The organism is Roseovarius conchicola, from assembly GCF_041403425.1.
GTDB classification, from domain to species: domain Bacteria; phylum Pseudomonadota; class Alphaproteobacteria; order Rhodobacterales; family Rhodobacteraceae; genus Roseovarius; species Roseovarius conchicola.
Genome location: NZ_JBGEHK010000001.1, coordinates 943,011 through 960,716, shown reverse-complemented (window position 1 = coordinate 960,716; position 17,706 = coordinate 943,011). Strand labels below are relative to the sequence as shown.

The 17,706-nt window shown below is 57.7% G+C and carries 22 protein-coding genes and 1 tRNA gene; 7 read left to right on the top strand and 16 right to left on the bottom strand.

All coding sequences use genetic code 11. The annotated features are described in order from the left end of the window. Positions 1-5 precede the first annotated feature (5 nt). A complete protein-coding gene (locus tag V6N02_RS04650) occupies positions 6-707 on the bottom strand; it encodes an HAD family hydrolase (protein WP_371224324.1) in 702 nt (233 codons plus the stop codon). A 103-nt stretch (positions 708-810) separates the two neighbouring features. Between V6N02_RS04650 and clpS the strand changes: the two genes are divergently transcribed. The 4 genes from clpS to hemF are packed head-to-tail and all read left to right on the top strand — an operon-like array spanning position 811 to position 3,895. After that, positions 811-1,143: an ATP-dependent Clp protease adapter ClpS gene (gene clpS / locus V6N02_RS04645; RefSeq protein ID WP_371224323.1), complete on the top strand. Its 333-nt coding sequence runs from the start codon at positions 811-813 to the stop codon at positions 1,141-1,143. A gap of 1 nt (position 1,144) precedes the next feature. Further along, positions 1,145-2,128, top strand: coding sequence for a class I SAM-dependent methyltransferase (locus V6N02_RS04640; protein ID WP_371224322.1), 984 nt, complete (start codon positions 1,145-1,147; stop codon positions 2,126-2,128). Positions 2,129-2,172: 44 nt separating this feature from the next. After that, on the top strand, positions 2,173-2,973 hold the full coding sequence (locus V6N02_RS04635) for an SDR family NAD(P)-dependent oxidoreductase (protein ID WP_371224321.1): 801 nt from the start codon (positions 2,173-2,175) through the stop codon (positions 2,971-2,973). A 43-nt stretch (positions 2,974-3,016) separates the two neighbouring features. Continuing rightward, a complete protein-coding gene (gene hemF, locus V6N02_RS04630; protein WP_371224568.1) occupies positions 3,017-3,895 on the top strand; it encodes an oxygen-dependent coproporphyrinogen oxidase in 879 nt (292 codons plus the stop codon). A gap of 4 nt (positions 3,896-3,899) precedes the next feature. Here the strand turns inward: hemF and V6N02_RS04625 are convergent, their stop codons facing one another. From V6N02_RS04625 to purB, 8 genes are all read right to left on the bottom strand, one after another. Further along, positions 3,900-4,835 carry a lysophospholipid acyltransferase family protein gene (locus V6N02_RS04625; protein ID WP_371224320.1) on the bottom strand — a complete coding sequence of 312 codons (936 nt, stop codon included), beginning with the start codon at positions 4,833-4,835 and terminating at the stop codon, positions 3,900-3,902. A gap of 52 nt (positions 4,836-4,887) precedes the next feature. Next, complete coding sequence (gene nthA, locus V6N02_RS04620; RefSeq protein WP_371224319.1) at positions 4,888-5,532, bottom strand: nitrile hydratase subunit alpha; 645 nt, start codon at positions 5,530-5,532, stop codon at positions 4,888-4,890. A gap of 6 nt (positions 5,533-5,538) precedes the next feature. Further along, positions 5,539-5,802 (bottom strand): SH3-like domain-containing protein, encoded by a 264-nt coding sequence (locus tag V6N02_RS04615; RefSeq protein ID WP_371224318.1) that lies wholly within the window; start codon positions 5,800-5,802, stop codon positions 5,539-5,541. Continuing rightward, complete coding sequence (locus V6N02_RS04610; RefSeq protein ID WP_371224317.1) at positions 5,795-6,133, bottom strand: ScnB-like protein; 339 nt, start codon at positions 6,131-6,133, stop codon at positions 5,795-5,797. Before V6N02_RS04610 ends, V6N02_RS04615 begins: the two co-directional genes overlap by 8 nt. Before the next feature lie 37 nt (positions 6,134-6,170). After that, positions 6,171-7,256 carry a flagellar motor switch protein FliG gene (locus V6N02_RS04605; RefSeq protein WP_371224316.1) on the bottom strand — a complete coding sequence of 362 codons (1,086 nt, stop codon included), beginning with the start codon at positions 7,254-7,256 and terminating at the stop codon, positions 6,171-6,173. Positions 7,257-7,376: 120 nt separating this feature from the next. Continuing rightward, on the bottom strand, positions 7,377-7,538 hold the full coding sequence (locus V6N02_RS04600) for a chitin-binding domain-containing protein (RefSeq protein WP_371224315.1): 162 nt from the start codon (positions 7,536-7,538) through the stop codon (positions 7,377-7,379). A gap of 57 nt (positions 7,539-7,595) precedes the next feature. Next, entirely contained in the window at positions 7,596-7,754 is a 159-nt protein-coding gene (locus tag V6N02_RS04595; protein WP_371224314.1) for an adenylosuccinate lyase, read from the bottom strand. A 61-nt stretch (positions 7,755-7,815) separates the two neighbouring features. Further along, on the bottom strand, positions 7,816-9,123 hold the full coding sequence (purB, locus tag V6N02_RS04590) for an adenylosuccinate lyase (protein ID WP_371224313.1): 1,308 nt from the start codon (positions 9,121-9,123) through the stop codon (positions 7,816-7,818). Positions 9,124-9,193: 70 nt separating this feature from the next. On the opposite strand from purB, the gene V6N02_RS04585 reads away from it, so the two are divergent. Then, complete coding sequence (locus V6N02_RS04585) at positions 9,194-9,616, top strand: DUF6314 family protein (protein WP_371224312.1); 423 nt, start codon at positions 9,194-9,196, stop codon at positions 9,614-9,616. Positions 9,617-10,062: 446 nt separating this feature from the next. On the opposite strand, the gene V6N02_RS04580 is transcribed toward V6N02_RS04585, so the two are convergent. From V6N02_RS04580 to V6N02_RS04555, 6 genes are all read right to left on the bottom strand, one after another. Then, entirely contained in the window at positions 10,063-10,491 is a 429-nt protein-coding gene (locus tag V6N02_RS04580; protein WP_371224311.1) for a glyoxalase superfamily protein, read from the bottom strand. A gap of 194 nt (positions 10,492-10,685) precedes the next feature. Further along, a complete protein-coding gene (locus tag V6N02_RS04575; RefSeq protein ID WP_371224310.1) occupies positions 10,686-11,408 on the bottom strand; it encodes a hypothetical protein in 723 nt (240 codons plus the stop codon). Positions 11,409-11,550: 142 nt separating this feature from the next. Beyond that, positions 11,551-12,354: a lytic murein transglycosylase gene (locus V6N02_RS04570; protein WP_371224309.1), complete on the bottom strand. Its 804-nt coding sequence runs from the start codon at positions 12,352-12,354 to the stop codon at positions 11,551-11,553. Positions 12,355-12,547: 193 nt separating this feature from the next. Then, positions 12,548-13,087 (bottom strand): SET domain-containing protein, encoded by a 540-nt coding sequence (locus V6N02_RS04565; protein ID WP_371224308.1) that lies wholly within the window; start codon positions 13,085-13,087, stop codon positions 12,548-12,550. An 88-nt stretch (positions 13,088-13,175) separates the two neighbouring features. Then, positions 13,176-14,582, bottom strand: a complete 1,407-nt coding sequence (gene glnA, locus V6N02_RS04560) for a type I glutamate--ammonia ligase (RefSeq protein WP_371224307.1) — start codon at positions 14,580-14,582, stop codon at positions 13,176-13,178. 36 nt (positions 14,583-14,618) lie between these two features. Further along, the gene (locus V6N02_RS04555) at positions 14,619-14,957 is read right to left on the bottom strand and encodes a P-II family nitrogen regulator (RefSeq protein WP_371224306.1); all 339 of its coding nucleotides are present in this window, start codon (positions 14,955-14,957) and stop codon (positions 14,619-14,621) included. 173 nt (positions 14,958-15,130) lie between these two features. Between V6N02_RS04555 and V6N02_RS04550 the strand changes: the two genes are divergently transcribed. Next, positions 15,131-16,735 (top strand): NAD(P)H-hydrate dehydratase, encoded by a 1,605-nt coding sequence (locus V6N02_RS04550; protein ID WP_371224305.1) that lies wholly within the window; start codon positions 15,131-15,133, stop codon positions 16,733-16,735. A 61-nt stretch (positions 16,736-16,796) separates the two neighbouring features. On the opposite strand, the gene V6N02_RS04545 is transcribed toward V6N02_RS04550, so the two are convergent. Beyond that, on the bottom strand, positions 16,797-17,318 hold the full coding sequence (locus V6N02_RS04545) for a Hint domain-containing protein (protein ID WP_371224304.1): 522 nt from the start codon (positions 17,316-17,318) through the stop codon (positions 16,797-16,799). Positions 17,319-17,543: 225 nt separating this feature from the next. Here V6N02_RS04545 and V6N02_RS04540 point away from each other — a divergent pair. Continuing rightward, positions 17,544-17,627: transfer RNA gene (locus V6N02_RS04540), tRNA-Leu, on the top strand. The last annotated feature ends 79 nt before the right edge of the window (positions 17,628-17,706 follow it).

Below are 17,706 nucleotides of genomic sequence, written 5' to 3'. Positions count from 1 at the left end.
TGGCCTTACCCGATCTCGCGCACCAGATCACCCAATTGGCCCAGATCGGGCAGGGAACGGTAACGTGGCGCATCCTTGGGCGGCTCGTCATGTTCGACTTCCCAGGTCAGATCATGCGGGATGTGAATACCCCAGCCCCCGGCCTCAATCGCCGGGCGCACGTCCGAGCGGAGTGAATTGCCCACCATCATGGCATGGGCCGGGCCGTCACCGTGGCGCTGAAAGATATCAACGTAGATCGGACAGGTTTTGCCTGACACAATCTCGACCTCGTCGAACAGATCCCCAAGGCCGGATTGTGCCAGCTTGCGTTCCTGATCCAGTAAATCCCCCTTGGTGATCAACAGGATACGATGGCTGTCGCTGATCTCTTGCAAGGTTTCCTTGGCATGGGGGAGCAGTTCGATCGGGTGTTGCAGCATATCCTGACCGGCGGCGATAAGCTCGGCAATCACCGGGGCAGGGACGGTCTGATCCGTCACCTCGATAGCGGTTTCGATCATCGACAATACGAACCCTTTGATGCCAAAGCCGTAATGGCCCAGATTGCGCCGTTCAGCGGCGATCAGACGTTGCATCAGGTCGTCGGGCTGGGCGTAATCTGCGAGTAATTCGGCAAACCGCTCTTGCGTGAGGCGAAAGAACTGTTCGTTCTGCCAAAGCGTGTCGTCGGCATCAAAGCCAATTGTTGTCAAATTTTTCGGCATCGGTGGTTTTGGACTCTTACGCCCCCTTTTCTAACCCGAGGCAAAGGTTATATAGAAACCTCACATGATCAATCGTCAATTCGACAGAGCGCAGCAGATGCCCATGACGCCCTTCTCTATGGCCGGTTCGGACGACAATGACGGCGACAGCGCGGTTGTTGTTGAAACGCGTACCAAGACCAAGCGTCCGCCTTTGTACAAGGTGCTGTTGCTGAATGACGACTATACCCCGATGGAATTCGTCGTCGCCGTATTAGAGCGGTTTTTTCACATGACCCATGCCGAGGCGTTCGAGATCATGCTGACCGTGCACAAGAAGGGTGTGGCGGTTGTCGGCGTGTTCAGCCACGAGATTGCTGAAACCAAAGTGGGGCAGGTGATGGATTTCGCCCGCCAGCATCAGCATCCGCTGCAATGCACTATGGAAAAAGAGTAGTTTGTCAGCCTCGCGTCTGACAATTGCCATTGAGGGCGGCGATATCGCGCTGCCCGAGATTGGGCAAATAGCTGTGTTTGGCCCTCGTGCGGGCTATGACCTGTCGGCACTGCCCAAGGACCGTGTGGTGGTGATCACCGGGTTTCATCCGGACTATATGCATTTTGAAGGGCAGGGCTTTGCCTGTGCCGTGGTCCCTGAAGGACGGTTTGCGGCAGCGATCTTGTGCCTGCCGCGTGCCAAGCCACTGGCGCGTGCCCTTCTGGCCCAAGCGGCAGAGTTGAGCGATCTGGTGATCGTTGACGGTGCCAAGACCGATGGCATCGAATCCATCCTGAAGGACGTGCGCAAACGGGTCGAGATCAGCGCGCCCCTGTCCAAGGCCCATGGCAAGATATTCTCGCTGCAAGGCTCGGATGACTTTGCAGATTGGGTTGCCGCGCCGTCCTCCGTCATCGATGGGTTTGTGACCGCTCCGGGGGTGTTTTCTGCCGATGGGGTTGATCCCGGCTCGGCCATGCTGGCCACGCACTTGCCGAAGAAACTGGGCGCGCAAGTGGCCGATCTGGGCGGTGGCTGGGGCTATCTCAGCCGCGCGGTGTTGGAGCATGACGGCGTTGAGACACTCTATTTGGTCGAGGCCGATCATGCCGCGCTGGATTGCGCGCGCCTGAATATCGACGATCCGAGGGTAGAATTCCACTGGGCCGATGCCACACATTGGCAAACACCGTCTTTTCTGGATACGATTGTGATGAACCCGCCTTTTCACACTGGTCGGGCAGCCGATCCGTCGCTGGGCCGCGCCTTCGTACAAGCCGCTGCCGCCATGTTGAAACCTGCGGGGCAGTTGTGGATGGTGGCCAATCGGCATCTGCCCTACGAAACCACGTTGGCGCAGGCCTTCGTGCAATCCGAGGAGGTCGCGGGCGATACCAAGTTCAAAATTCTGCGCGGCACACGACCGGCTATAAAACGACGCTGAACTGGCCTAAGCTGCCCGTTGAAATCAGGGAAAGGATCCCCTTCATGTCCATGTCTATCACCGGAAAGACCGCCATCGTGACCGGCGGGGCCAATGGAATCGGCCTCGCTATCGGGCGGCATTTTGCGAATATGGGCGCCAATGTCGTTTTTGCCGATATGGATGAAGAGCATCTGGTCAAAGAACTGGGTGATAACTTGGAAGACAGCAATATCCGTTACTTTGCGGGTGATCTGCGCGAAAAGCTGACCCTGGCCAATCTGCTGTCAGCCACGATTGATGCCTTTGACGAGGTTGATATTCTGGTCAATGCAGCGCGTCAGGTGATCCCGTCGGACCCGCTGAATCCGGATGATGACGCGGTGAAGACCTTGCTCAATCAAAATCTGATGCCGGCTTTGCGGCTGAGCCAATTGGTGGCAAAACGCATGATCAAACAGGCGGAGGACCGCGAAGAGGGGATGGCGGGTGCGATTGTGAACCTCTCGTCCATCGCTGCCAATCGCGCGCATCCCGATCTGCTGGCCTATTCCGTGGCGTCCGCGGCGCTGGACCAGTTGACCCGCTCGCTGGCCGTGGCCCTTGCACCTGAACGCATTCGCGTGAACGCGGTGGCCTTCGGCTCGGTGATGAGCGCGTCTCTGCAGGATGCTTTGCGCGACAACAGCAATTTCCGTGAAGACATCGAAGCGCATACCCCCTTGGGGCGGATAGCGTCCCCGGCTGAACTGGCCACGGCCGTACAATATCTGGCCAGCGACGCGGCTAGTTTTATGACCGGGCAAATCATGACGATTGATGGCGGGCGTAGCCTGCTTGATTCCGTGTCGGTTCCGGCGCATTGATGAAGCGAAAGCTCAAGGCAGAAGGTATAGGCACATGACGGACATGTCCGATGAAAAGCATCGCGCAGCCTCTTGGTTTCGCGCGTTGCGCGACGAGATTGTGGCAGCCTTCGAGGGGCTGGAAGACAGTCATGCAAAAGGTCCATTTGCCGATTTGGGGGCAGGCCGTTTCGAGGTGAGCGAAACCAAGCGCGCCAGCGATGACGGCAGTGACGCGGGCGGTGGATTGATGAGCGTAATGCGCGGGGGACGCGTGTTTGAAAAGGTCGGCGTCAATGTTTCGGAGGTCTACGGATCGCTGGGCGAGGCGGCACAAAAAGCGATGGCCGCGCGCGGTGTGCCGGGTATGGACAAGGATCCGCGGTTCTGGGCCAGCGGGATCAGCCTTGTGGCGCATATGCAAAACCCCCATGTGCCGGCTGTGCATATGAACACCCGGATGTTCTGGACGCCGGGGGCGTGGTGGTTCGGCGGCGGGTCAGACCTGAACCCCTGCATCGAGTATGATGAGGACACGACCCATTTCCACGAGCAGCAAAAGACCCACCTGGACCCACATGGGACACAGCTTTACCCCGAGTTGAAGGCCTGGGCGGATGAGTATTTCTATGTTCCTCACCGGGGTCGTGCGCGCGGTGTTGGTGGTATTTTCATGGATGACAGAAACACCGGCGATTGGGAGGCAGATTTTGCGCTAACCCGGGATATTGGCCGCGCGTTCCTGCCCGCTTACCTGCCTTTGGTCGAAAAACGCCGGGTGCTGCCATTTGGCGAAGCCGAGAAAGAAACGCAACTGGTGCATCGCGGGCTCTATGCCGAGTATAATCTGGTTTACGATCGAGGCACAAAATTTGGTCTGGCCACGGGACATGACGCGAACGCCGTGCTGATGAGCCTGCCACCCTTCGCAAAGTGGACCTGACGCCCTAGGATTTGCTCTCGTACTCAGCCAGAATTTTTGCACCACGCTCGGCCAGGGCGCCGGTGCCATCTTTCCAGCGGCGATGAATCCAGAACCATTGCTCCATATTGTCTCGCACGGCCGCCTCTAACATTTGATTGAACTCCCGCGTCATGGTGACCGGATCGGAATGCGGGATCGGTGTTTCCGTGTGGATGGTGAAATTCAGCCCGCCCGCATCGCGCAGGCCCCAGACCGGCACCAGAAGCGCGTCGAACTTGAGCGCCATTTCTGCTGTTGCCAGCGACGTCAGCGCGGGCTTGCCGAAGAAATCAAGGGGCACACCGTCATGGGCGTTGAGGTCATTGAGGATCGCCAGAACCCCGCCCGAGCGGAGGTGTTTGACCATCTGGATCATGCCCTTGCGGCCCTGTTCGAACATCGGTTCCGAGAGTGCGGCCATGGCCGCAACATAGTGGTCGTTGAAGGGCCGGTTGGCTATGGGCCGGTAGAAGACGCCCATGTTGAACCCCTGTTCCATCATCGCCATGCGCGCGGCATTGAAACTGCCGAAATGGCCGGTAACGAAAATGACCGGGCGGCCGGCCTCACGGGCGGCCCGCACATCGGGCAGGCCAGGGCCGCTCACGGGGGATTTCCGGGCATGATCAGGAAATTCGGACGAGTAGAGTTCCGCCATGTTGCGCCCGGCATTGTCGGGCACCTCAATGGAAAGACGCCTGATTTCGGCTTCGGACAGATCCGGGCAGACGAAACGCAGGTTGTCTCTGACGCGTTTGCGATATCCCGCTAGCGGTGCCAAAACGCGCGAGGTGAGCCAGCCTACGACAGGAATACGCCACCGATAAGGAAGACAACGGGCCAGCACGATAGGCGCATAAAGCGCGCCACCGATCAGCCTTTCGCCAAGGGGAATATGATCTGGGTTTGCGCGCGTCATGTCAGGTCAGTCTGGTTGCCAGAACTTGTGACATACGGAAGGCTGGCGGGTTTCACAAGGCAGTACGAGGCAGACCGGTGCCGATCATGCTGTCACGGGTGACCAGCCGCGCCAGTTCGTTTTCGCTGAGCTCTTGGGTGCCAGCGGGGCGCGCAGGCAAGACGATATAACGCATGTCGGCTGTGCTGTCGTGAACGCGCACCTTGACGCTGTCCGGCAAATCAACGCCAAACTCGCGTAACACCGCGCGCGGTTCGGATACAGCGCGCGACCGGTAGGCGCGGGTTTTGTACCAATCGGGCGGCAGGCCCAGCAGGTTTCTGGGATAGCAACTGCATAAAGTGCAGACGATAAGATTATGTATTTTATCGGTATTTTCTACTGCGATCAGGTTCAGGGGGCCGATATCAAACCCCATCTCGCGGCTGGCGACCGAGGCATCGGACAACAGGCGCGCCTTGAACGCCGGATCGACCCAGGCACGGGCCACCACTGCCGCGCCATTGGCCGGCGACCGGGCATCCATTGCATCGATCTGGGTGGTGATTTCAGCCGGGGTAAGTTGTCCTTTCTCGATCAACAACTCGCGCACCGCGATTTCCATCCGCTGCCAGTAGGTGAGCGGCTCGTCATTGTCCTGGCGATACGGGTGGCCCGAGGGGCTGAGATGGTCGTGGTCGTGATGATCATGAGGCATCTGCGTTCAGACCTTTTCCAGCCAGTGGCCATAAATCTCAGCATCTACGGTGTCGTTTGGGTTTTCGGCGGCGTCGCCCCAGACTTCAGCCATCGAAAACCGCACGCGATAGAGCGGTTTCTTATCGGCCTTGTGGCCATAGGCCAACTGTTCCGGGTTGCCGAACCTACCCAGTTCCCGCTCGATCACCCCGGTCTTGCCGCGCAGGTACCATGGCGCGCGGACATGGCCCGGAGGGGTGAGGGCCTTGATGCGCACCCGGTCAGCCACGTGAGGCCTCGCCATAGGTCGGGCCACGGGTTTCAATCTCGGCCATGCGGGTTGCAAGCTCTTCAAGCGTATAAACACCAGCCTCGACCAGGTTCTGGTTCACGGCTGCGACCCAGCGTTCGTAATAGCTGTGTTTTTCAAAAGCATCTTCGCCCATATCTTCCAGCGCCCGGCGCAAACCGTCGACAGTGAAAAGCCCCTTGGCACCACATAGCACCATCAAGGCATCAACCCGTTTTTCCCAAAGGGCAAAATCATGCCCCTCCATTGGAATGGGACCTGCGGGGATGCCCCCCATGTCATGCCAGCGGCGTCCGTCTGTATCACTCATGAGGGCAGCGTAAGATGAGAGAGTTGAGCTGTCCAGCCTAGTCGGTTTCTTCCTCATCCGGGACGATCAGGACAATTTCACCGCTGGCCTGAAGGTTGCGAACCGCGTTTACAACCTCGGTCATCGCGTCTTCTCCATCTTTGGTTTTGACCTTGTCGGACTCTTCCATTTCCTCGCGGATCGCGTCGGACATCCGTTTGGACATGTTGCTGAGAATAAATTCGGCCACGGGGGCCAGGTCGCTATCTGACGCTGCCTTGAGCGCCGTGATCAGGATGTTTTGTTCCACATCACGGGTGATCCTGGGTACATCGACCGGGTTCACCCGCTCGGGGATATGCACGAAGGTGAAGATGGCCTTGCGCACGAGGATGGCAAATTCACGATCGGTTTCATCCAATCCGATCAGGACATCATCGCGAGTGGAAGAGGGTGAATAGTTGAGAATTGCCCCGACACGTTCCACCGGTCCACTGTCAAAAGCCGTTTCGGGCTGATCATGCAGCTGCGCGGCCAGCGCCAGGCCGATGCGATCCACGGCATCCGGACTGACCGCGCCGGTGCGCGACATTTCAAAGGCAATCTGGCGGGCAAAAGGACCAGGCAGTTGGCCCAGCACCTCGGCGGCGCGCGCGACCGCCAACTTGGACAGCATGACTGCGGCCACTTCCGGGCTTTCGGATTTCAGAATCGTGATCAGCTTCTCGGGTTCGGCGGCGGCCACCTGTTCCCACGGGTCACCGAACTGACGCACACCCGCTTCCTTGCGAAGACGGGCAGCGGTTTGCGGGCTGATCCGACCGTCAAGCGCGCTCAAAGCTCCGGCGACACCCCTTGGGAATGTCAGCCCTAATGCCTCAAGTTCTTGCGCGAACTCCGCCACCACATCTGCCAGCGTTTGACGATCCACATAGCGCATTGAACCCATTTGAGTGGTCAGCGAGGCCTGCAATGATTCGGGCAGATCGGAAAGCGGGATCTCGGCCCCTTCATTCAGTAGAAACCGCACCACGATGGCGGCTTTTTGACGGCGCGAAAGTCCGGCGGCGCCGGGCCTTATCGGTGGCACCGCACTTGGTATTTGCGCCGGTTTGATCCGGGCAAGGGGTTTGGCATTACTCATCCCAGTCCTCAACTTGAGTGTGAGGCAGGATAGGCCTTAGAGCGTGAAGATTTCTCTAAAATGAAAAAGCCCCGGCAATAAATCACCAGAGCTTTTGTCGCGCTTTGTATCTGATGTGCCTTAGCCGGTGGCCTGGGGCACGCAGGTTTTGGTCTCAGCGTCGTAAGTTGTGCCTTCGGCGCAGGACATGGCTTGTTCATGGTTGTGCATCTGACAGGCCATGGTGCCGGTCGCGAAACTGCTTGTCGCGATGAGGGCGGCGATCATGAAGATACGGGTCATCTGATGGCTCCTTCAACGATGAAAGCCCAGGTACAGTGACTAGGGCGATGGATTTGGTTAACCGGTTGTCATTGCAACGCAGCTGCGGCTTTCGGCATCATAGATCATGCCTTCCGCACAGGACATGACCGGCCCGGTATGGGCGCGGCATCCGGCATAGGTGGACACGCTTGATGCGGCAATCAACACGGCGGCGATAAGCGTCTTGCGAGTCATGGAAACGCTCCCATTTAGACTGTGTTGCAAGATTATAGCACAGATATCTGCGAAAAGCGCGTCAGCTTTCCCCGAACACCCGTTTGAAGATCGTGTCGACATGTTTGGTATGATAGCCCATGTCGAATTTCTCTTCGATGGCATCCACGCCAAGGGCGGCCACGACATCGGTATCACCCAGCAATTCTTCTTTGAAATCTGTGCGATGCTCCCAGACCTTCAGTGCGTTGCGCTGCACCATGGAATAGGCGTCTTCGCGGCTGACACCGGCTTGGGTAAGCGCCAGCAACACCCGCTGGCTCATCACCAGACCGGGGAATTTGTTCATGTTGTCCAGCATGTTTTCCGGGAAGATCAGCATTTTGTCGATCACGCCGGTCAGGCGCGCGAGGGCAAAATCAAGTGTTACGGTGGCGTCCGGGCCGATCATCCGCTCGACCGAGCTGTGCGAGATGTCGCGTTCATGCCAAAGCGCCACGTTTTCCATTGCCGGGATCACGGCCATGCGGACAAGGCGGGCGAGGCCGGTCAGGTTTTCTGTCAGCACCGGGTTTTTCTTGTGCGGCATCGCGGACGAGCCTTTCTGGCCCATCGAGAAAAACTCGGCCCCCTCCAGCACCTCGGTGCGTTGCATGTGACGGATTTCGATGGCGACGTTTTCCACCGAAGACGCGATCACGCCCAGCGTGGCAAAGAAGGCGGCGTGGCGGTCGCGCGGGATGACTTGGGTGCTGATCGGCTCGGGGCTGAGGCCCAGCTGCGCGCAAACATGTTCTTCAACGCGCGGATCAATATTGGCAAACGTGCCCACAGCGCCCGAGATGGCGCCGGTGGCGATTTCTTCGCGGGCGGTGCGCAGACGGGTCAGGTTGCGATCCATCTCGGCATAGAACCGCGCAAAGGTCAGTCCCATCGTGGTCGGCTCGGCATGGATGCCGTGGCTGCGACCCACACGCAGCGTGTTCTTATGCTCAAGCGCGCGGCGTTTCAGCGCCGTCATCAGGCCCTCCACATCGGCAATGAGAATATCGGCGGCGCGCACCAATTGAACGTTGAGGCAGGTGTCCAGCACGTCCGAACTGGTCATGCCCTGATGCACAAACCGCGCTTCGTCGCTGCCCACATGCTCGGCCAGATGGGTGAGGAAGGCGATCACGTCATGCTTGGTCACCGCCTCGATCTCGTCAATGCGCGCGACGTCAAACTCCACATCCTTGGCTTTCCACACGGCCTCGGCATTCTCGCGGGGGATCACGCCCAGATCGGCCATGGCATCACAGGCATGGGCCTCGATCTCGTACCAGATGCGGAATTTGGTGGCGGGCTCCCAGATGGCAACCATATCGGGACGAGAATAGCGGGGAATCATGTGACGGGCCTTTGGCTTTGCGTTAGAAGGTGAGCGCGGTTTAACCGGGCAGGGCAGAGGCAGCAAGGCGATGACAGTGAACCTGTTGGATTTTGAGGGCGCATGGGTGCTGGAAAAGCGGATGGTGCATGATAATGCGCCCAATGCCGAGTTTCGCGGCTCGGCCCGGTTCATCCCTGATGGGGACGGGCTGTTCTATGAAGAGAAGGGGCTGATCAAGGTCGAAGGCCAACGCCCGGTCAGTGCACAGCGTGTCTATCTGTGGCGCGAAGCCGAAGGCGGGCGGATTGAAGTCCTGTTTGAAGATGGCAGTGCCTTTCACAGTTTTGACCGCGAGACACTGGAAGACACCCATTGGTGCGACCCCGATACCTACAAGGTGAAATACACCTTCGATATCTGGCCGGAATGGATGGTCAGATGGGACGTATCGGGGCCGAACAAATCTTACCGGATGGTTTGCACTTATCGTCGGCCAGTGCCCGGGGACTAAACGCCGCTTCGCAGGTGTTGGTTTCAGGATGTATTGGTTTTGGGTGCGGTTCAGATTTGATCTGATTTGGAACGCTTTGAAAAACAGTCGATTAGAGCCCTTTACGGTCATCCCACGGCGCGGAATCAAGGCCGCAGGCCGCCGCGCGATCGCCAGACCGCCCGAAAGGGCTGGCGATTTGACCGGGCTTGGCGCAGTGCTGTGATCTTACACGGGCTTGGCTGCCATAAAGCGTGTTATAGAACGGTTGGATCGCCATCCCGCGGTCTGGCCATCGCGCGGCTCCGCAAGTGACTGCTTCGTCCGCACATCGGACATTGGCGCAATGCGGGATGATGCAATATTTTGCATCATATCTGATTGCGTCCTCGGCCCTCAAGGGCGTTGTCATCCCGTTTTGGGGGCGTCATGCCCCTCGCTGAAACAGCCAGCGAGGGGCCTTGTTGTCAGTGAAGCACCAGATGCGGTTGCCCGTCCGAGGTCTTCTCAACCGTGCGCCCTTTGGCGTTCACCGTGGCCGTCACCTGACGGCGCAGGGCGCTGAACTTATCCGAGGCGACCACATCCACCGGTTCATCAAAGACCAGTGTGAGTTGGGCGTGATCAGCCCCTTTCTGGTTCACCGATTTGATCCGGCCCGCAAAGATGTGACCAAGATAGCGGCCCTCGACACGCCCGCCGATTTGCCAGCGCGGGGCAGGGGCGGTCTCAATCGCGGCGGACAGGGTGTTCCAGTCGCGATATCCCCATTGCCGCGCAAGGATTTCAAGCGCAGCGGCGTGGCTGATCGGGGTGCCGGTTTCGGCAAGGGTGGTGCGCAAACGGCGGGCTTGGGCCTTTAGCGTGTCGCGCGAAGGTAAAACAATCTGTGTCATGGTTTCTTTCCCGGTCGAGTCGTGCTCCGGAAGACGGGCGCCCGCGTTGCCGCCCGGTTATGACTCGTCTGGTCAGAAACGGGGACAATGATTGATCAGAGCTTCACCATGGTCATATGACCAGCGAGCGGCGGGGGCCCTGAACCCCTTGGAGACGTGGAGATAGGGACGGCCCAGTCTTACGTCAAGGGGGGCTATGCGGCCGAGGTGTGGGTCAGCGCCAAGGGATCGGCAGGGGCGAAATCGCGCAACGTCGCATAGACCAGAAGCGAGGCACCAACGGGCGGAGTGTAAAGCAGCATCGTGGCACCCAGCGTGTAGATGGTCAGCCGCTTGGGTAGAGAGCAGTCCTCGTCGTTTCCAAGGTCATGAAACTCGGCCTCGATGAACTCGGCAGTGTTCTTATCCTTTGAGCCGGAGTCTAAGGGTGACGCGGTTTGCCCGCTCGCCTCGTCCTGTTCGTTCGCTGCGCCCTGGGCGGGCCAGGATTGTGCCGCTTCTTTCGCCAGGATTTCGGCGACATCGTCCATCAACTCGGAATCGACCTGCTGATCCGTGTCCTTGTGCAGAACACGGCGTGCCGTCAGATAGCTGGCGAGATGCGCCAACAGCAACTCCTTGATGAACTGGCAGGTTTCGACCCCCACCTCTACGCCGAAGTTGTTCGGGGATTTCCCGACTGCCATCACCAGATAGCCGGGCGCGCCGGGGAATTCAGGCGGTAACCAACCCAGCAGGATGCGCAACGCATCCCGTTCGATAATGGCGATATCGTCACCATCCCAGATCAGCGTGCGGCGGGTCAGGCCCGTCGGCTGAAACGAGATGTCGAGATCCTCGACAATATCTTCAAAGCCCTGGCGGGGGAGCACACAAAACTCCAGGGCGGCAATCGTACCAAAAACCTGTTCGGTCATTTTGGTTCTCGTGATCCATTACTGACGCCCGAACTCAGCCACAGCAATTAGGCCAAATTAAGATTAAATTGAGCATTCGACGTGGCTCTCCCGTTTAACGGGAGCGCGGCCTGGATCAAATCACAGCGGTGATCGGCGCAGATCAGCCGTCGATCTGGCTGGCCATGATCGCGATAGCCTTCTGATAGACCCCGGCTGCGTTCCACTGTTTGATCACGTTGAAATTGGGCTGCCCTTCCTGATAGCCCTGACCGGGCTGCCACCCTTTCTGGCGCAGGAAATTGGCGGTCGAGGCCAGCGCATCAGCCTGATTGTAGAAATCTATGCGCCCGTCGCCATTGGCATCCACACCGTATTTCAACGCATTGCCGGGCAGGAACTGTGTATGGCCCAATTCGCCATGTTTTGCGCCCTTGGTAGCGGGCGTGATGGCGCCGCTGTCCACCAGTTTCAGTGCCCCGATGGCGTGGGGTGCAAAGAAATCGGAGCGGCGGCAATCATAGGTGAGCGTGACGATGGCCGAGACGACCGAGCTGTCGCCCATGAACCCGCCAAAGCCGGTTTCCATCCCGTGAATGGCGATAATCACGCCAGCAGGGACGCCATACTGGCGCTCTAGGGCGGCATAGAAATTCGCGTTCTTTGCTTTACGCTTCCTCCCTTGGGCCACGATCGTGTTGGCACCACGGACCTTCATGAATTTATCAAGGCTGTATTTGAAGCTTTTCTGGTTGCGATCTGCCGAGATCGTGCGCGACGCATAGCTTGAATTTGCCAGCGCCTGCAGACCGCGCTGCCCGACACCCGCCGCCTTGGCTTCTTTTGCGAAGGCCGTTTTCCAGGCGTTGAAGCCCCCGGCATCGTTGCCGCATTGCGCAGCGAAAGCTGCACCCGCTGAGAATAAACAGGCGGCGCTGAAGGCGGCGGCGAAGGTTTTAACTGACATGATGTGGGGCTCCGTTACTCAATAAATCACTTTATCCTAGCGGGACGATGAGTGGTGAGAAAGTAAAACTTCCGTAAAACAAGGTGTGTAGGCAGCATACTGCGCTTGCCCGAACGTATCCAAAAGGTCTTCAAAATACGAGAATGCGAGGTTCGTTATAGATCCTTTGCTCTCTTGGCGGCGCGAGTTCTGGTCACCCCGGATCGTCCTGCAGATAATCCTCTTCCACACCGTATTTCTCATAGAGAACATGATAGAACTCGGGTTCATGCGTTTCGGTTTCATAGTTGTTGGTCAGTTCTTCGCCCGCCTGAATATCTCGGGTTGCAACTAATGCGTAACGGTCGTCCAGAAGCATCTTGGTGACATCTTGCACGTAGTGCGGCGATGCAGGGTATACTGGTTTTGTCATTGGTGTTGCGTTGTTGGTTTCAACATTTGCATCACGCGCATGATTGATCAAAACCCCGTCGTCAAAAACCCGGATCAGGCACTCAGGGAAGTCTTCAAGCCCAAAAACATGGGTGAGTTCATAGCGTACCTCCTCGTCCGAGAGATGTTTGATGGCTTTTTTGAAACCCATCTCATCGTAGACGGTGTAGAGACCCGGTACATGACGCCAGACGATGTCTCCTCGCTTGATGGCGGCCTTTGAGAACACTCCAAGGCCTTTGCCACCGCTCGGCTTGACTTCGACAGGACAGCAAAACCCGGTCGCCTTGGCAGTATCCATGTCATATCCTCCGCGCGCAGACTAAGGGAAACGGGGGCACCCGATCAAGGCGCCCCCATTCAGAAATATGTGGTGATGAAGACTGCGCTTAGCAGCTGTAATACATCAGGAATTCAACCGGGTGCGGCGTGTGCTCGTACATTTCGATCTCTTCCATCTTCAGCTCCATATAGCCGTCGATCTGATCTTTGGTGAACACGTCGCCGGCCAGAAGGAAGTCATGATCTGCGGCCAGCGCATCAATCGCTTCGCGCAGGCTTCCACAAACCGTCGGGATTCCTTCCAGCTCTTCTGCGGGCAGGTCATAGAGGTTTTTGTCCATCGCTTCGCCCGGATCGATCTTGTTCTTGATCCCGTCAAGACCGGCCATCAGCAGGGCGGCAAAGCAGAGGTAAGGGTTGGCCGCCGGATCGGGGAAACGAGCCTCAACACGCTTGGCTTTGGGGCTTTCAGTCCACGGGATGCGCACACAGCCCGAACGGTTACGGGCCGAATAGGCGCGCAGAACCGGCGCTTCAAAGCCAGGGATCAGGCGTTTGTAGCTGTTGGTCGACGGGTTGGTGAAGGCGTTCAGCGTCTTGGCGTGTTTCAGAACACCACCGATGAAGTACAGCGCTTCCTGGCTGAGGTCGGCGTATTTGTCGCCCGCAAACAGCGGCTTGCCGTCTTTCCAGATCGACATGTTCACATGCATGCCGGTGCCGTTGTCGCCATAGATCGGCTTGGGCATGAATGTCGCGGTTTTACCGTAGGCTTGTGCCACGTTGTGGATCACGTACTTGTACTTCTGCAGCTCGTCGGCTTGCTTGGTCAGGCTGTCAAAGATCAGGCCCAGCTCGTGCTGACAGGACGCCACTTCGTGGTGGTGTTTGTCGACCTTCATGTCCAGACGCTTCATCGTGGACAGCATTTCGCTGCGGATGTCCTGAGCGTCGTCGGTGGGGTTCACCGGGAAGTAGCCGCCTTTAACGCCGGGACGATGGCCCATATTGCCCATCTCGTATTCGGTGTCAGAGTTCCAGGATCCGTCCATCGCATCTACTTCGTATGATACTTTGTTGATTGTGTTGGACATTCTGACGTCGTCAAACAGGAAGAACTCGGCCTCGGGGCCCATATAGGCCACATCGCCAATGCCCGAAGATTTCAGATAAGCTTCGGCTTTCTGCGCGGTACCACGCGGGTCGCGGTGATAGGCTTCGCCGGTGTCCGGCTCGACAACCGAGCAATGCACGCAGAGGGTTTTCTCGGCATAGAACGGGTCGATATAGCCGCTTTCCGTGTCGGGCATCAGCTTCATGTCCGATGCTTCGATGCTTTTCCACCCGGCGATGGACGAGCCGTCAAACATGAAGCCTTCTTCAAGGAAGTCCTCGTCGACTTGGTCGGCCATGACAGTCACGTGTTGCAGTTTGCCACGCGGGTCGGTGAAACGAATGTCGACATATTCGACATCTTCGTCCCGGATGGTGTTGAGCAGGTCTTTTGCACTCATCTGAGGGCTCCCTTTGAGTTACTGTGGGGTTGGGATTTAAAGGGCGTCCGAGCCGGATTCACCGGTGCGGATGCGAATGGCTTGTTCTACGGGGCTGACGAAAATCTTGCCGTCACCGATCTTGTCGGTCTTGGCCGCGTCAACGATCGCCTCGATGGCGGCATCAACCTGATCATCGTCCAGCACGACATCGATTTTCACCTTGGGCAGGAAATCAACGACATATTCAGCGCCGCGATAGAGTTCCGTGTGGCCTTTCTGTCGGCCAAACCCCTTGACCTCGATCACCGAGAGGCCTTGAACACCAACATCCTGAAGGGCTTCTTTGACTTCATCCAGCTTGAAGGGCTTGATGATCGCTTCGATCTTTTTCATGGGCCAGTCTCCTTGGCAGAGGGGTATTGCGGCTGACTGACCACTTCTATTCACTGACGACAATCGGATAGGGTAGGACAGGTATGCTGCAAGGCAGCGCGTAATAGGTAATGCCTAAAAAATAGGCATAGTGCCTTTGTAGTGCGCAAAATTGAATCGTGAAAGGGTCGATCATGACCGAATTGCTGACCGCCACCCAAATGCGCGCCATTGAAACTGCCGCGATTGAGTCGGGGGAAGTGACGGGCCTTGAGCTGATGGAACGTGCCGGGCGCGGCGTGGTCGAGGCGGTGTTCGAGGAATGGCCCGAGTTGGCCAAGACCTCCCATCGAGCGGTGGTGCTGTGCGGCCCCGGCAACAACGGCGGCGATGGCTTTGTCGTGGCGCGATTGCTGAAAGAATGGGGCTGGGAGGTGGAGGTGTTTCTCTACGGTGACCCCGCCAAACTGCCGTCGGATGCGAAGGTGAATTATGAGCGGTGGCGGGAGTTGGGGGAAATCTCAGAGCATTTTGGCCTTTCTGTTGAAAAACAAATTGGCCTTATCGAAGCTTTTATACACGAGGAAAACCCAATTCTGTTTGTCGAAGCACTTTTGGGAACCGGGCTTTCAAGACCCATCGAAAAATTCATGACAGATTTTGATATGGTTCTCTTGAACGGGGCATCTCACGATCCGATAAAGCGTGTTTCTATCGATATTCCTGCTGGTTTGTGTGCGGACAGTGGTCGTGTGCTCGGGCGCGCATTTCATGCTGAACTTACGGTATCATTTCATGAGCGTAAATTGGGGCACCTTTTGGATGAAGGCCCTGATCATTGTGGTTCTTTGAAGAACAAATCCATAGCATTGACAGATGATTTCATGAGAGATTTCAACTTTGATATTGCTCATAAAGTTGATGTTGGACCGAATACCGAGGGATCGTCCACTTATTCTCAGTTCTCTAAAGGTTTTTCCTGGGAACACAAATACGATCACGGCCACGCCGTAGTAGTCTCTGGTGGCCCAGGCAAAACAGGCGCCACACGGTTGGCGGCGCGGGGTGCGCTGCGGATCGGGGCGGGGCTGGTGACATTGGGCGTGCCGCCGAACGCGCAGATGGAGGTGGCGAGCCAGATCACCGCGTTGATGCTCTCACAAATTGAGGACGGCGACGGACTGGCCCGGATACTGGAGGATGATCGTCTGAATGCGGTGTGCCTGGGGCCGGGTTTGGGCTTAGAGCGGGCGCGAGAGTTGGTCCCTATTGCATGTGGCGGGGTGAAACCCCGCCCTACGGTGTTGGATGCCGACGCGTTGACGACGTTCGCAGATGCGCCCGAAGTTCTGTTCGGGATGCTACATGACAAATGTGTGCTGACGCCTCATGCCGGCGAATTTGCGCGGTTGTTCCCCGATATCGCCGAGAAGCTGAACGAGACCCCGACCAAGGGCCCAGCCTATTCCAAAGTGGATGCCACGCGAGAGGCTGCCAAGCGGGCAGGGTGCGTGGTCCTGTTCAAAGGCCCGGACACGGTGATCGCCGCGCCAGATGGGCGATGCAGCATCAATTCGGCTCATTATGATCGCGCCGCTCCTTGGCTGGCCACGGCCGGGTCGGGCGATGTGTTGGCCGGGTTCATCACCGGGTTGTTGGCGCGAGGGTTCCAACCAATGCAGGCGGCGGAAACAGCCGCCTGGCTGCATATTGAATGCGCGCGCAGCTTTGGCCCCGGATTAATTGCCGAGGACCTGCCCGAAGAATTGCCCAAGGTGTTCCGCGAACTGGGTCTCTGACAACGCAAAACCCCGACCTGCGATCAGACCGGGGCTTCACACTCAGGAAAACAGTTTGCGATCAGGCGGCTTGCGCGCCGCTGTCAGTATTGGTGAGGGCCGAGGCATCGCTGCCCACTTCCAACCCGTCCATATAAAGAATGTGGGGCGTGTCAAAACCCAGCTCATAGATGGTCATCTCAACCTCACCCTGATCGGTGATGAATTCGCCATCAATCAGGCGATGCGCAGGCACCATCGCCTGACGCGCATTGAAGATCGCCCGAGCGCGCCAGTCGCGCACAAGAACAGGCTGACCCGCGGGCAGGGTGACATCGCGTTCAGGCCGCGTGTGCCCCAGCGACCCGGCAAGGATCGTGACCGCGCGGGTTGTGACCTGTCGGGAATGCACCGACGTGACCAAAGCGACACCGCTGTCGCGCGTGATGACGCGATCACCGGGGGCCAGGTCCGAGACCAGCCGCTCGCCGTTCAGTGTCATGATGACACTGTCGGCCCAAAGGCCGGATACATGTCCAGAGATATTTTGACGGGATTCCTTGATCGATTGACCACTGATCCGCCCGACCGTTTTCGGTTTCATGGCGTTTCTCGCTTTATGACTGCCTCAGTTTTTCAATCAGATTATGGCAAGAATCGGTTAATGTCGTGCCTTTTTTCGCACATATGGCTGATTTGCGCCTTTTTGCCCCATATTTAGAGAGAGACCGCCGATCCGATGCCCTGGATTTTTGAGTGATATCGGTCTTTATTGTTGGCGCGAAACGTTTTAGATAGCCGATCACTGCGCTGCCAAGCGCGGGAACGTGCGGGTGTGGCGGAATTGGTAGACGCACCAGATTTAGGTTCTGGCGCCTTTGGCGTGGGGGTTCGAGTCCCTTCACCCGCACCATTTTAACAGATCAGAGTAAATTGCCTCGATGGTGCCGCGTGATGCGGCCTTATCAGACTGTGTTATCTGCGTCACGAAC